This is a genomic window from Alteromonas sp. KUL42 (assembly GCF_006538325.1).
In the GTDB taxonomy this organism is placed as follows: domain Bacteria; phylum Pseudomonadota; class Gammaproteobacteria; order Enterobacterales; family Alteromonadaceae; genus Alteromonas.
The window spans coordinates 520,857-536,282 of record NZ_BJKK01000001.1 but is presented as its reverse complement, the minus strand read 5'-3'; the positions used below and the strand labels follow the sequence as shown (position 1 = coordinate 536,282).

13 protein-coding genes are annotated in these 15,426 nt (G+C 44.1%); 2 read left to right on the top strand and 11 right to left on the bottom strand.

What is annotated here, in order from left to right; translation table 11 throughout:
* Positions 1 to 137: 137 nt before the first annotated feature.
* On the bottom strand, positions 138 to 1,607 hold the full coding sequence (guaB, locus tag EYR97_RS02285; protein ID WP_131092213.1) for an IMP dehydrogenase: 1,470 nt from the start codon (positions 1,605 to 1,607) through the stop codon (positions 138 to 140).
* Positions 1,608 to 1,707: 100 nt separating this feature from the next.
* On the opposite strand from guaB, the gene xseA reads away from it, so the two are divergent.
* A complete protein-coding gene (gene xseA, locus EYR97_RS02280; RefSeq protein WP_131092212.1) occupies positions 1,708 to 3,066 on the top strand; it encodes an exodeoxyribonuclease VII large subunit in 1,359 nt (452 codons plus the stop codon).
* Between the two features lie 99 nt (positions 3,067 to 3,165).
* A complete protein-coding gene (locus tag EYR97_RS02275) occupies positions 3,166 to 4,152 on the top strand; it encodes a hypothetical protein (protein WP_131092211.1) in 987 nt (328 codons plus the stop codon).
* A gap of 206 nt (positions 4,153 to 4,358) precedes the next feature.
* On the opposite strand, the gene der is transcribed toward EYR97_RS02275, so the two are convergent.
* The 10 genes from der to EYR97_RS02225 all read right to left on the bottom strand — a co-directional run bounded on the left by der (position 4,359) and on the right by EYR97_RS02225 (position 15,407).
* Positions 4,359 to 5,804, bottom strand: coding sequence for a ribosome biogenesis GTPase Der (gene der / locus EYR97_RS02270; protein ID WP_131092210.1), 1,446 nt, complete (start codon positions 5,802 to 5,804; stop codon positions 4,359 to 4,361).
* Positions 5,805 to 6,070: 266 nt separating this feature from the next.
* Positions 6,071 to 7,330, bottom strand: a complete 1,260-nt coding sequence (bamB, locus tag EYR97_RS02265) for an outer membrane protein assembly factor BamB (RefSeq protein WP_131092209.1) — start codon at positions 7,328 to 7,330, stop codon at positions 6,071 to 6,073.
* 44 nt (positions 7,331 to 7,374) lie between these two features.
* Positions 7,375 to 7,995, bottom strand: a complete 621-nt coding sequence (locus tag EYR97_RS02260) for a tetratricopeptide repeat protein (protein ID WP_131092208.1) — start codon at positions 7,993 to 7,995, stop codon at positions 7,375 to 7,377.
* Positions 7,996 to 8,009: 14 nt separating this feature from the next.
* Positions 8,010 to 9,290, bottom strand: a complete 1,281-nt coding sequence (hisS, locus tag EYR97_RS02255; protein WP_131092207.1) for a histidine--tRNA ligase — start codon at positions 9,288 to 9,290, stop codon at positions 8,010 to 8,012.
* Positions 9,291 to 9,367: 77 nt separating this feature from the next.
* Entirely contained in the window at positions 9,368 to 10,486 is a 1,119-nt protein-coding gene (gene ispG / locus EYR97_RS02250; protein ID WP_131092206.1) for a flavodoxin-dependent (E)-4-hydroxy-3-methylbut-2-enyl-diphosphate synthase, read from the bottom strand.
* An 8-nt stretch (positions 10,487 to 10,494) separates the two neighbouring features.
* Positions 10,495 to 11,565 carry a RodZ domain-containing protein gene (locus tag EYR97_RS02245; RefSeq protein WP_131092205.1) on the bottom strand — a complete coding sequence of 357 codons (1,071 nt, stop codon included), beginning with the start codon at positions 11,563 to 11,565 and terminating at the stop codon, positions 10,495 to 10,497.
* A gap of 6 nt (positions 11,566 to 11,571) precedes the next feature.
* Entirely contained in the window at positions 11,572 to 12,672 is a 1,101-nt protein-coding gene (pilW, locus tag EYR97_RS02240) for a type IV pilus biogenesis/stability protein PilW (RefSeq protein WP_131092204.1), read from the bottom strand.
* A 23-nt stretch (positions 12,673 to 12,695) separates the two neighbouring features.
* Positions 12,696 to 13,814, bottom strand: coding sequence for a bifunctional tRNA (adenosine(37)-C2)-methyltransferase TrmG/ribosomal RNA large subunit methyltransferase RlmN (locus EYR97_RS02235; RefSeq protein ID WP_131092203.1), 1,119 nt, complete (start codon positions 13,812 to 13,814; stop codon positions 12,696 to 12,698).
* Between the two features lie 526 nt (positions 13,815 to 14,340).
* The gene (ndk, locus tag EYR97_RS02230) at positions 14,341 to 14,772 is read right to left on the bottom strand and encodes a nucleoside-diphosphate kinase (protein WP_012519000.1); all 432 of its coding nucleotides are present in this window, start codon (positions 14,770 to 14,772) and stop codon (positions 14,341 to 14,343) included.
* Positions 14,773 to 14,996: 224 nt separating this feature from the next.
* Entirely contained in the window at positions 14,997 to 15,407 is a 411-nt protein-coding gene (locus EYR97_RS02225) for a SufE family protein (RefSeq protein ID WP_131092202.1), read from the bottom strand.
* Positions 15,408 to 15,426 lie beyond the last annotated feature (19 nt).

Here is a 15,426-nt window from a genome sequence, read left to right as displayed (position 1 = left end):
TGTGCAACATTTCACAATGACGCGTAAGCAAAGTGGTTGTAAACAACCTGTCCGAGGCATTACTGCCAAGGCCAAGTCCAAGGATGGGTTTACAGTGTGGTAGTGTTAAACACTAACACACTGAACGGTAACTCGCCTTAACCTAAACGGTAGTTTGGCGCTTCTTTGGTAATGCTTACATCATGTACGTGGCTTTCACCCATACCCGCTGATGTAACGCGCACAAACTGCGCTTTAGTATTGAGTTCTTCAATTGTTGCACAACCAGTTAGTCCCATAGCCGAGCGCAGACCGCCCATTTGCTGATGAATAATATTAGCAATTGGACCTTTATAAGCAACGCGACCTTCAATACCTTCTGGCACTAACTTTTCAGCATTGTTAGATTCTTGGAAATAGCGATCAGATGAACCATGACTTTGGTTCATAGCACCCAGTGAACCCATACCGCGATATGACTTGTAGTAGCGGCCTTGATAAAGCTCTACTTCCCCTGGCGCCTCTTCTGTACCTGCCAACATACTGCCAACCATGACACAACTTGCCCCTGCCGCTAGTGCTTTGGCGATATCGCCCGAGAAGCGAATACCACCGTCTGCAATTACCGGAATATCAGTACCTTTAAGTGCTTCAACAGCATCTGAAACCGCCGTAATTTGCGGTACACCACAACCTGTAACAATTCGGGTTGTACAAATTGAGCCTGGGCCAATACCCACTTTAACCGCATCAACACCTGCTTCAGCAAGTGCTTTTGCACCGTCGCCAGTAGCAACATTGCCCGCAATAATTTGCACGTCTGGGTAGTCAGCACGTACTTTTTTAACGCGTTCAATAACACCTTGAGAGTGACCGTGTGAGGTATCAATTAACAATACGTCAACCCCCGCGTCAACCAATAATGCAATACGCTCATCTGTGCCGGGTCCTACGCTTACTGCGGCACCAACACGAAGACGACCCAAAGAGTCTTTACACGCGTTTGGCTTATTTTCGGCTTTTTGGAAATCTTTTACGGTAATTAGACCCGTTAGTTTAAACGTATCGTCAACCACAAGGATCTTTTCAATACGGTGTTCGTGCATAAGGTCGAGTACTTCATCAGAACTTGCCCCCTCTTTAACGGTAACCAGATCATCCTTACCGGTCATAACGTTACTGATTGGCAATTCAAGGCGCTTTTCAAAGCGAAGATCACGACCCGTTACAATACCAATTAAGTTATTGTCTTTGTCGGTAACGGGGAAACCTGAGTAGCCAAGACGTTTCGAAAGGGCAATTACCTCGCCAATAGTAGCGTCTTTGGCAACGGTTACTGGGTCTGATACCACACCACTTTCGTACTTTTTAACTTCACGTACGTGCTTAGCTTGCTCTTCAGGCTTCATGTTTTTGTGAATGAAGCCAATGCCACCCTCTTGTGCTAGCGCGATGGCTAAACGGGCCTCAGAAACTGTGTCCATGGCAGCAGACACCATTGGAATGTTTAGCGTTACACCACGTGTTAGACGTGTTTGTAAATTTGCAGTGTGAGGGAGGACGGTCGAGTGGCCGGGAACCAGCAACACATCGTCGAACGTCAGGGCTTCTTGGATGATACGTAGCATGCAACAACACCTATTCAGTTGAGGGTTAATTGCGGCGCAATTGTAGTGTTTTTTACTTTTCAGGTAAACTCTAAATGCATTAAACCCAGTGATTTTTTTTATGTTTACAAATTCACCATCTACTTCGCGACAAATTTTAACAGTTACCAAGCTAAATCGCTTGGCCAGAACCGTGCTTGAAGGCGAAATTGGGCTTGTTTGGCTTTCTGCTGAAATCTCCAATTTTGTCTCTGCGGCATCGGGGCATTGGTACTTCACGTTAAAAGATAACAAAGCCCAAGTTCGCGCAGCCATGTTCAAAGGCGCAAATCGCAATGTACGCATTCGTCCGAAAGAAGGCGACAAAATATTAGTGCGTGCATCAGTTGGCTTATATGAGGCAAGAGGCGACTACCAACTTGTTGTTGAACATATGGAAAGTGACGGCGAAGGCGCACTCAAGCAAGCCTTTGAAGCTTTAAAATTCAAATTAAATAATGAGGGCTTATTTGATGTAACAAATAAACGCCCTTTGCCAGAACATATTCGCCGTATTGGCGTTATCACATCATCAAGTGGCGCTGCGCTTCATGATGTACTTAGTGTTCTTAAGCGCAGAAGCCCACAAACGGAAGTCATTGTATACCCATCAATGGTTCAGGGTGAGTTAGCCGTACAACAGTTAATTAATGCGCTACACCTCGCCAATGCCCGCAAAGAAGTTGACGTTATTTTGTTGACCCGCGGCGGCGGCTCTTTAGAAGACCTATGGTGTTTCAATGACGAAGGCCTTGCTAGGGAAATTGCCGCTAGCAGTATACCGATAGTGAGCGCAGTCGGTCACGAAATCGACTTTACCATAGCAGATTTTGTCGCTGATGTTAGGGCTCCAACACCTTCAGCCGCGGCAGAAATTCTAAGTCAGGACGCTAACGCATTGCTTGGAAATTTAGCTCAGCAGAAACAGCGTTTATCTCGAGCAATGCTGCATTATGTTCAAGCTAACAGGCAACAGCTTTTACTTTTGAAACAACGACTCGATAGCCTTCATCCCGAGAATAAAATTCGTTATCAATGGCAAGCGTTAGATGCGCTTCAAATAAAACTCGTCCACCAAATACAAAATCACATTGCGAAGCACGACAAGCGATTACAGTATGTAGAAGGTAAGTTGAATCAACAAGCGCCAACAGCCAAACTCGCTCGCGCTCGTGATACGCTGAATTATTTAACTACGCAACTCAATAATAACATTCAACGTTTGCTGGTAACCAAGAAACGTGAACTAGCAAGTAGCGCGCAATTGTTACAGTCGGTTAGCCCTTTATCCACACTTGCAAGGGGTTACAGTATTACTTTGCATGGCGATGAGACGGTAAGCAGCGTTGATGCGATAAAAATAGGAAATGAAATAAAAACACGAGTGACTGACGGTGAAATAACCAGTAAAGTAGTATCAATAAATAAGCGCTCGAATTAATAGTCGTTGATGCATTCACGTACGGAGGCGGCAAGATTGCATAGTACCTTTTTAAACGTTTTCCACAGCGTGGCGGTTTCAGTTGTGTTATGTAGCACAATGTTTTGTTCACAAGCCAAGGCCACTGCTATCTCGCCTATACACACGCCTCTTTCTGTATATTCGAGTTATCCCAGTGACTTACTGGAAACAACGTGTGCTGAACAATTCAAAAAAGAAAACTGCAAGGATGATGCAGTATCACCTAACGCATTTGTATTGGCACTTAAAAACTCAGATGCTTTTGTGTCACTACATCCTTTCAATGAAGGTAGTGACTACGAATTGTTAATCGCCAATGTTGGAACAAGTGATGGAAGTATGCAAAGCCAGTATGCCGAATTCACTATTCAGTGGCGTGGGTTAGAACTCGACTCATTTATCACTGCGTCGCAAACTCAAAACGAAGCAGATGTAAATATAGAAGAAGGCAGAGCCATCGCAGAGGTTCTGGTTTCTCAATGGCTAAAACACGTAGAGCAGTCTGCCCTTTTTTCTAGTCGCTTTTTATTTAATGCGCTAGAGGCGAGTAACTATGAAAATAGCTTACAAGTGCCTGAGACTGTGGGCGAATTTACCAAATTAGATACACAGTTATACGCAGACCCCTTCAGTGGAGTCATAACCCGCTACACTCACCCTACATTCGAAGATGCTTTATTGGATGTATCTGTATATCCCATATTGGAGCCGCTGAATACCGAAGTTGACGCGCTGTTAAATAAGCAGCTTGATGATGACTTAGAAAAAGCAAATTCCGTGGCAAATATGCAACATTTAACCTTAAGCTTACCCAACCCAGCATCACCTTATTTTGTAAATGGTGAAATAACAGGTTGGCGTTTAGGACTTAAAGCAGAGTCAGACAGCACACCCACTATCTATGCATCGACCTATGTATTTCGTCGGGAAGACAAAATTATAAAAGTCGCCACTACGTTTCCTACTGACTATTCAGATAAGTTGGTGAACGAATTAATTACCCGCGTAGAAGTACCGAAAGAATCTACCTTAATGAAGAATGTTCGCTCATTGCTGGAAGAGTAAACCCGCAAAAAGACGAGTTGTCTGTATGATGATGGTCACAGTGCCTTAACAGTACTGAGATCCAGTCACTAGAGCCAATTTATCTAATTTGAAAGCTTCTAATTTAGACGCTTCTGATTTGAACGCCTCTGATTTGAACGCTTCTAATTTGGACGCCTCATAGCAAAAAGCGCACATATCGTGCGCTTTGGTGTATTTTGAAACTTTTACTTTTTGTCTTTGTAGTACGACATCATACGACGGCGCTTACGCTGCTGTGCCAAAGTAAGGTTATTCTTTTTACCTTCAAAGGGGTTATTCCCTTCTCTAAATTCAATCTTTATTGGCGTGCCCATTATTTCTAATGCTTTTCTAAAGTAGTTCATCAAAAAGCGTTTATAAGAGCTTGGTAAATCGTCAACCTGGTTGCCGTGTATTACAATCACCGGAGGATTATATCCACCCGCATGGGCGTATTTCATTTTTACGCGACGTCCGCGTACCAGCGGTGGTTGGTGGTCGTCTTGGGCCATTTCCATAATTTGCGTGAGTAAGGCCGTATTGATTCGTTTAGTTGCACTTTGATAGGCTTCCTGCACTGATTCAAACAAATTGCCAACGCCCGAACCGTGCAAAGCAGATATAAAATGAATACGCGCAAAGTCGATAAAGCCAAGTCGTCTATCCATTTCTCGCTTAATTTCATCTTTAACGTCTGTATTCAAGCCATCCCATTTGTTCACGGCCAACACCAACGAACGACCAGAATTTAGTACAAAGCCAAGCAAGCTCAGGTCTTGGTCAGTGATCCCTTCACGTGCATCAATAACCAATAACACTACGTTAGCTTCTTCAATGGCTTGCAGGGTTTTAACAATAGAGAATTTCTCTATTGCTTCACTGATTTTTTTACGCTTTCTTACGCCAGCCGTGTCGATAAGAATATATTCGCGCTCATCACGCTCCATTGGAATATAAACACTGTCTCGGGTTGTGCCGGGCATATCGTATACAACGACCCTTTCTTCACCCAATATGCGGTTAGTCAATGTGGATTTACCCACATTCGGTTTACCCACAATGGCGAGTTTGATAGGCAAATCTTGCAAGCGTTGACGTTGCTCTTCAGCGTCTTCGTCTTCCTGTGTTACTTCATCAACCACTTCCATATCAGGAAAATCGGATTCAAGTGGTGCGAGGGCATCTTGCAACAACTGGCTTACGCCACGACCGTGTGCTGCAGCAATCTGTTTAATATCACCTAAACCTAAAGAGTAAAATTCTGCGCTCTCACTGTCGCCATCAATACCGTCAACCTTATTTGCAACCACAAACACCTTTTTATTGATACGGCGTAAATGGTCTGCAATCCCTTGATCAGCAGGCAATAAACCCGCTCTGGCATCAACCAAAAACATAACAACATCGGCTTCTTCAATGGCAAGCAAAGATTGCTGTGCCATTTCCGCATCAATACCTTCTTCGTCGCCCGTAATCCCACCTGTATCCACTACAATAAATTGGCGCTTCTCGAACTTAGCTTGGCCATATTTACGGTCTCGAGTAAGACCGGGAAAGTCAGCTACAAGTGCATCACGAGTATTGGTAAGACGATTAAACAAGGTTGACTTCCCAACATTTGGGCGGCCTACCAAAGCAACAACGGGTAACATTGATTAGATCCTAGGGGTAATGAAAGCACAAACCACAATGCCATAAACGCCAAATCAGCTTTTGGTGTTTATGGCATTGTGGTATTAATTAATGGTGTATTATACCTTGTTACCTACCTAATACCAATGACGTTCCATACCTCATCACGGTATTCCCAGTAAACTAACCTACACCACAGTATTTCAGTTAGATAAAAAAGAAATATTAAAAGAAAAACGGCGCACAAGACATAACTTGAGCGCCATTTTAGTGAAGATGTAATAGATTAATTTGATGCGCTAACTGAAGCAACTACACCATTTCGAGTAACAGTAACAATAGTGTCGTCCACTTTTAGCGGCGCAGCAAAAATAGCGTCGTCTTCATCGTCACCGCCTACATCAAGGCGCGCAACAATGGTACCGGTCTCTTGCTCTATCCAATGTAAAAAGCCCCAGTTATCGCCCACTACAACATACTCGCCTACTGGCGTAGCAGCAGTAACTGAACGCAACTTCAATCCACCTTGAGACCAAAGCTCTACGCCATTACGTCTGTCTAGTGCATACACGTTAGAACTATTATCAACAACAAACATTTTATTGCCGTCTATGGTCAAGTTTCTAAACGATGCATATTCACGGTTCCAAATAATACGACCCGAACGCAATTCAACCGCAGCCAAGGTTCCGTTATAAGAAACAGTATAAATAGTACCGCCAAATAAAACCGGCGTGGTATCTATATCAACAATACGCTCAAGTTCAGTCGCACCTGATGGTTTTGCAATCGCTGTTTCCCATGCTAACACGCCAGATTCAATAAGATTAACCTGTATTTTACCCGTAGGTGTTCCGACAATTGTTCCACCGTTTGACGCTATTGGACCTGAGATCCCTCTAAGCGTAAGCGGAGGGGTATCGCCTTCGTGACGCCACAACTGTTCACCTGTGCGCGTGTTGAAACCAAACAAGCTACCAGAGCCAGTATTTACTACTAATATGCCTTCGTCAGCAGCAGGCGCTGCAAGTACTTCACCAGGTACTGTTGCATCCCAAACTAATTCACCGGTTTGCGCATCTAGTGCTGCAACGTATCCGTTTTCAGTACCAATAAAGACATGTCTATCAGCGACAGCTATGCCACCGATACGCGCTGTTTCACCTGAGCGCCACAGCTTGGTGACAGAGCTCAACATGCCTTCAGAGCGAAACTGAGCAAAATTCTTTTCCCATAGAATTTTACCCGTAGCTGGCTCCATAGCCACTACTGCACCGTGACGGTCAGCAGCGTACAACTTGTCGTAAGCATATACGGGGCGCAGACGAGAGAAGTAATGCTCAACGCCATCGCCGATATCTCTTTCCCAATTAATCCTTGGCGTAAATTTCGCTTCAATTGGCTTTAATCGACGAATTTCAAGCTCTTCATCGTCAGTGAACCAATCTGAGACAGTTGAGCACCCCGACATTGTTAACGACAATGCCAGTGCCACACCTATCGTGCGAACAAATCGACCTTTCTGGCCACACGTCTTGTGAAACAAATTGCGTACCTCTTTATTCTTTATACCAGCCTGTTGGCCCGCGATTACTGCCCTGTAGCGACAGATAGATTATCTAGCTTCATTTGTAAAAGCGGATTATTGGCATTTTTTTCTAACGCACTAGAGTAAGCTAAACGCGCATCGTCAAACTTGTTTTGTTTCTGATATACATCGCCTTTTATTTCTGAAACTTCAGCGGCAAATGCGTCGTTTGTTACATTGCTAACCGTAGACAACGCAGCGTCCAGCTGGTTCATTTCAATTTGCACTCTAGCAAGGCGAAGTGACGCTAACGCTTTTAATTCATTGTTTTCAGCAAAGGTAACAACGGTATTTAAGTGCGATGCGGCTGCGTCTAAATCACCAGAATCAGCGGCTTGTTTCGCTGCTAGAAGGCTGGCAATACTGGCATAGCCACTGTCTTTGTTTGCATCAATGAAGGCGCTCACTTTCGCTTCACTGCCTTCTGTGCCGAAGGTTTCTACCGCTTCTTGGTATGCTACAGAGGCCGCTTCTTTACTTTGAATTTGCGACTCTGAATAGTAGCGCCATCCCCACAAACCACCTAGACCTAATGCCGCGCCAACAATAATGGCTGTGCCGTGTTCTTTCCAAAAACGTTTAATCGCTTCTACTTGTTGTTCTTCTGTTGCGAACTGTTCCATGATGTCCTCTTACTTTATACGTTTAGCATCTCGACAACCTTATCGCTTAAGGCATCGAAACTAACGGTTACTTGTTCTTGACCATCACGCAATGGCTTTACGCCTACTACGCGGGATTGCATTTCGTCAGAGCCTAAAAGTAGCGCCAGACGTGCGCCGGTTTTATCCGCACGCTTTAGTTGTTTCTTAAAGTTGCCGCCGCCACAATGCATCATCACACGGGTTGTAGGCAACGTATTGCGAAGGTGTTCTGACACTTCGATTGCATACGCTTGCGCGTCATCGCCCATTGCTGTGACATACACATCAACAAAACTAGTGTCCTGACCTTCTTCTGTCAGTGTGGTTAGCAACAGAACCAAACGCTCAATACCCATTGCAAAGCCTACTGCTGGAGTAGCTTTACCACCTAATTGCTCTACGAGGCCATCGTAACGGCCACCCGCACAAACGGTACCTTGGGCACCAAGACTATCTGTTACCCACTCAAAAACCGTTCGATTGTAATAATCAAGACCGCGCACCAAACGCGGATTGATTTCAAACTCAATTCCAGCTTGAGTCAAACGCGCACATAAGGTCTCAAAATGCGTTTTTGACTCTTCATCTAAATGATCTATCAGTGATGGGGCATCTTCAATAGCAGCTTGCACTTCTGGATTCTTGCTATCAAGTACACGCAACGGATTACTCTCTAGGCGACGTAACGAGTCTTCATCTAACTTATCAGCACGTGCCTTGAGGAACTCAACCAAAGTATCACGGTATGCCGCTCTTGCTTCATTCGAGCCTAGGGTATTAATTTGCAACTTCACGTGCTGCTCAATACCAAACGCTTTCCACAAGCGAGCACTCAGCAGAATAACCTCTAAATCGATATCTGGGCCATCCATACCATAGGTTTCAACGCCAAATTGGTGGAACTGGCGGTAACGGCCTTTTTGCGGACGCTCGTGCCTAAACATCGGCCCCATGTACCACAAACGCTGTTGCTGGTTGTACAAGAGTCCATGCTCATTACCCGCGCGTACACAGCTTGCAGTGCCTTCCGGGCGAAGTGTTAAACTGTCACCATTTCTATCTTCGAAGGTGTACATTTCCTTCTCAACGATATCCGTCACTTCACCAATTGAACGTTTAAATAAGTCGGTACTTTCAACAATGGGAGTGCGTATTTCTTGATAACCATAATTCGCCACAACCTGACGAAGTACAGATTCAACTTTTTGCCATGTGCCGGAAATTTCCGGTAGGCAATCATTCATGCCTCGTATTGCCTGAATTGTTTTAGCCACGTGAAATTCTCATACTGCTAAATAGTGAAAAGCCCCGCATTATAGGGGCTTTACTTGTAAACAACAACGTTACAGGTTTAGTCTTTCACCGATACCTGAATTTTGTTTTCTTCATTTAATCGAGCGGCCTTAGAACGTATCCTGGCTTCGAGCCTGTCAACTAAGTCGTCATTTGGCAAACGCTCTTTAACCCGCTTACCGTCTTCGTATAAACCACTCATGTTGCGCGCACCAGTCAGACCAAGATCAGAAACCTCAGCCTCACCCGGTCCATTGACCACACAACCTATAATAGAAACGTCCATTGGTGTAAGAATATCTTCAAGACGCTGTTCAAGGGCGTTCACCGTGCCAATTACATCAAACTCTTGGCGAGAACAACTTGGGCATGCAATGAAATTGATCCCGCGCGAACGTATACGGAGCGACTTCAAAATATCAAAGCCCACTTTAATTTCTTCAACTGGGTCGGCGGCGAGCGACACCCGTAGTGTATCACCAATACCTTCAGCTAAAAGCATACCAAGGCCTACCGCACTTTTTACTGCGCCAGCTCGCTGACCACCGGCTTCTGTTATTCCCAAATGAAGTGGCTGATCAATTTTCTGTGCTAACAATCGGTAAGCACCTACAGCCAAGAATACGTCAGAGGCTTTAACACTGACTTTAAACTGATCAAAGTTCAGCTTATCTAGAATATCAACATGGCGCATGGCCGACTCTACCAGGGCTTCTGGCGTTGGCTCTCCGTATTTTTCTTGCAAGTCTTTTTCTAATGACCCGCCATTTACCCCAATGCGAATAGGGATATTTTTGTCTTTTGCGCAATCGACAACTGAACGTACCCGCTCCATATTGCCAATATTGCCAGGGTTAATGCGCAAACAATCTACGCCATATTCAGCAACTTTAAGGGCAATTCGATAATCAAAATGAATATCTGCAACCAAAGGTACGCTTACTTGGCGCTTTATTTCTTTAAACGCTTCAGCAGCCTCCATGGTGGGCACTGACACACGAACAATCTCACCACCAACGGCGACAATGCGATTGATTTGATCAACGGTGGCCGCCACATCCGTAGTGCGTGTGTTCGTCATAGACTGAACAGCAATTGGGGCACCATCGCCAATAGGAACATTACCTACATTAATACGCGTAGATTTTCTACGCGTAATAGGACTCTCTGCAAACATCTAATTACCTACATGGGAAGAGTGAAACGAGCAGTTCTACCGTTTTGGTAGGAAGAAATATCAACGGGCTCGCCATTAACCGATATGCGCACATTATCCGGCGCACCAAGTGTAACTTCAACCGGTGGAATACCTTGAATTTCCATCACGCGCCCTTTTTGCTTTACACCATAAGCAATATCTTCATTAGTCGCGTCTTTAATATTAACCCAGCAGTCCTCATCAAAAGTAAACGTCATTGATATAGGCGCAGCGTTGTTTATATCATTTACCACCAAAGCATCAGTTTCAGGTTCGTTATCAGTCAATAGTTCAGTTAAATTGTTACTGTCATCTACATCAGAAGGTGGAGAAGGTATCGCACTCGTTGTGTCATCAAGACTTCCTGCTTGTGCTGTGTTAGAACTATCACTCGCCATTGTACCTGAGGATTGCTCTGTCTCCTCTAGCTCTCTTCCATCTGGCTCAATCGCTTCAGAACGCAAATTTCCCTCTTCTTCGCTACCGCCAAGTTCAACGTCATTGATTTGAATTGAGCCATTTTGGCTAGCAGCATTACTTTCGTTTGAAGATGATTCAATTGGAGTATTGGAAGCCTCTTGCTTTACAGATTCAGAAAGTGAAATACCTGACGTATCATCATCATTTGGTTGTTGATACCACCAAACAACAACACCGGCGACAATCAAAAGTAAAATGATGTAGGTCACCATCATCCATCTGTCATCATGTGTCTGTTTTGCAACACGCTTGGAAAAGCTCTGCAGCTTTGTTGATGAAGGCACAGATGTTTGATTATGGAAGCGTTCAAATGCGGCAATAACCTCTTGTGAATTCAGGCCTAATTGCTTGGCATAGTTTCTTACATACCCTTTAGTGAAAGTAACAGATGACTTCTCATCTATTACGTCACACTCTAAATCATTGATTTGATTTGCTTTTAAAAATAATTTCTCGGCAATTTGCTGTTGAGACAAACCCAAAGACTCTCTGCGAGCTTTAAGTATTGCCCCCGGACTTGGCGTGCTCTCTTGTTCTTGCGAATTTACTTCTTGGTTCGCGTTATCTTCTGACACCATTACCCCTTATTCCTCCTGCATGTTCGGTGGTACTAACCAAAGCGACTGACCAGCAATAATAGCGCCATTCTTTTCTAGGTTGTTCCACTTTCGCAGCGTTGCCATTTTAATATTGTGTAACAGTGAAATACGATATAAGTTTTCACCCGCTTTTACTACATGGATTTTAGGTGTTTGTGCCGATAAATCAGTATTTTCAGCCTGTTCCTGTGGTGAAGATGCTTTTGACACACTCGATATTGAAGTATTTTCGTTCACTTGCGAAGCAGTAGCTGAAACATCGTTAACAGATTCTTTTTGTTTGACAGTTCTGCTTACCTTACTTTGGAGTTCATTGCGCTTGGCAAGGTAGCGTTGAGTGAGTTCATTATCTGGATACATGGACACTAGCATCTCGCCATAGCTCTTTGCCGTTTCTATATCCTTTTGTCCCAGCGCAATCTGATAGGCCAACCAAAGTGAATCTGGCGTTATGCGGGCGACTTTTTCATACTTTGTCAGCGTTTCCTTGGCTACGTCCCATTGCTCGGAAATTATGTAAGACTCCGTGAGCAAAAATAATGTTTTGCCTCTTGCAGGCTGATGCTTCAATGCTTCTTTGAAATACCCAATTGCGTCTTCAAGTTTACCTTGGCTTTGCGCACACAGTGCAAGGTTTTCATAGGTCTGCGCAGCATTAGCATAAAGACGATTGTTAATTGCCTCGAAAAAATAAGCTTTTGCTTGCTCGTATTGTCCATTTTGACACTTAAATGCCCCGAAGCTGTTAGCAATATCACCATTTTCAGGTGCGAGATCGATGGCCCCTTCATAGAAGTCTTCAGCTCGCTGAATGTCACCAACAAGCTGATAATAGTAAGCCATTGCATATTGTACATCCGCTGAACGCGGGTTGAATTCAAGCGCTTTATCGAGGTTCTTCTTTGCTTGGGTATAGTTATTGTTTTGTAGATAGGTTAAACCAAGCGACATTCGGGTTCGGGCGGCCTCTTCTCTATCGAAATTGCCGCCATTAATACTCGATTGATTGCTACTTACGCACCCCGACAAGGCCAGTACTGCGCCAATTAAACTGACTTGTAATCCTGTTCGCAAAGTTTCAAGCATAGTTTTCCCCAATATCTTAATGATTATTGGGCTATTTTTACCGAAATTGACTCGCCCTTCATCTGTTTTTTCAATAATCTTTTCGTTCTATCAACAACATCACCCACTAATTGACCACAAGCGGCGTCAATATCATCACCGCGAGTCTTGCGCACAACGGTGGTAAAGCCATATTCCATAAGTACTTTTGCGAATCTATCAATACGCGAATTACTTGAACATGTGTAGGGAGAACCTGGGTAAGGATTAAACGGAATTAGGTTTATTTTGCTTGGCGTATCCTTTAATACTTTTGCTAGTTGGTGCGCCTGTTCGGTACTATCGTTAATGTTTGATAGCATAACGTATTCTACCGTAACGCGGCCTTGGTTCGCTTTAGACTTCGCCAAATAACGACGAACACCCGCTAAGAAAGCTTCGATATTGTACTTTTTGTTAATAGGCACAATTTCGTTTCGTAGCTCGTCTGTTGGTGCATGAAGTGAAATAGCCAGTGCAACGTCTATTTGATCGCCAAGCATATCAAGTGCCGGCACAACACCCGATGTACTTAGAGTTACACGGCGTTTAGACAAACCAAAACCAAAGTCATCAAGCATAATGTCCATCGCCGGCACTACGTTTTTAAGGTTAAGAAGCGGTTCGCCCATACCCATCATAACAACATTAGTGATTGGCCGTTTACTTGAGTCTTTAGACAAACCGAGGAAAGTGGCGACACGCCATACCTGACCGATAATCTCACTAACACTTAGATTGCGGTTAAAACCTTGCTGAGCAGTTGAGCAAAACGTACATTCTAGGGCGCAACCTACCTGAGAAGAAACACACAAGGTCGCTCGGTCTGTTTCAGGGATCCACACAGACTCGACCTCCTGCCCACCTTCAAGTGTCAATGCAAACTTAATGGTACCGTCACTCGCTTCTTGGTAGTAGGCAATTTCAGGGGCTTTTACTTCGCAGTTTTCAATTAACATGGCGCGCAGGTTCTTATTGAGATTACTCATCTGCTCAAAATCGCTAACACCTTGTTGGTATATCCATTTCATTACCTGGTCGGCACGAAATGGTTTCTCGCCCATTTCTTTGAAGAAATTGCGCAAGCCTTCGCGATTAAGATTTAATAAGTTAGTTTTTGCCATGAAAAAAACTGACCCTTTTACCTTCGAGGGAAATCCCTCTTACTACTGAAATTGGTGTAATAACCAGCTAATTGCACAAGCCGTAAACTGGCACTAAGCAAACAATTCACACTGATTAAAAATTGCGCGGATTTTACCACAGAAGAGATTTGAGAAAAAGTCGATTTAACGCAGACAAACGTTAATATTAGCGATGAACGAGAAGCCTAGTTTAGTTCGCTTGAATGAGCGCCGAGCAAAGCAGCATAAAGCGCGCACATGATCGTCCTTAGTGTCTGAACGCGTTTTAGGCAATGCGCGAGAAGCGCAGTTTAGTTCGCCTAAATGAGCGCCGAGCAAAGCAGCATAAAGCGCGCACATGATCGTCCTTAGTGTCTGAACGCGTTTTAGGCAATGCGCGAGAAGCGCAGTTTAGTTCGCCTAAATGAGCGCCGAGCAAAGCAGCATAAAGCGTGCTCAGACACTAAGAAGGGCTTAGAAACAAAAACAGGGCTTAAAAGCCCTGTTCTTCACTGCTTCTGTAATCTTAGCGAGTACGTGGGCAGATTTCTTCTTCAGAGAAGAAGTAAGCGATTTCGCGAGCTGCAGACTCTGGTGCGTCAGAACCGTGTACTGCGTTTTCGTCGATAGACGCAGCGTAGTCTGAACGAAGTGTTCCGGCAGCAGCGTCAGCTGGGTTAGTAGCGCCCATGATTTCACGGTTAGCTAGAACAGCGTTTTCGCCTTCTAGTACTTGAACCATAACTGGACCAGATGTCATGAAGTCTACAAGTGCGCCGAAGAAAGGACGCTCTTTGTGTTCTGCATAGAAACCTTCTGCTTGCTCTTTGCTCATGTGGATCATCTTAGATGCCACGATGCGAAGACCTGCAGATTCGAAACGGTTGTAAATTGCACCGATTACGTTTTTAGCTACCGCATCAGGCTTGATAATCGAAAAAGTACGCTCAAGAGCCATGTTCTCTCTCCAAACAAATAGTATGTATCTTTAAAAATTTTGGTCGCGAATTATAGGCAATTAATTACAGCTTTGCTAGACCTTTATAAAAACAGGCATAAAGCATTGTTTTAGCTTATAAATGTGGGTTTAGACTAGCTTAAACTGTGTGACAATATGATGACAATGTACACATTATGTTGCGAATGCAGACATTACTTGATGCAATATCTGCACATTGAATACTAAGCATTTGCTTTAGCAAGTTCTTGAATTTTGCCCACGATTGCACGTAAACCGTTACCCCGAGTTGGGGTTATATGACGCTCTAAGTCTAGCGCTTCAAAGTATCCGTCGATATCAAACGCCAAAATATCCTTTGGCGTTTGATTATTGTAAGCCGCCAAAACAAGCGCCAAAAGGCCTTGAACGATAACGGCATCACTGTCAACGTCAAAGGTAATCTTGCTGCCGTCATAAGATTCAACTAACCAAACACTACTCTGGCATCCTTTCACCAATCGTTCTGGTGTTTTCGCGTCTTCAGATAAACCAGGAATAGACTTACCTAAATCGATAATGTACTGATAACGCTGTTCCCAATCATCAAAGAACGCTAAATCATCAATAATGTCGTCGCTACTGGGTAATTGCATGACTATTTCCGTTTATTGC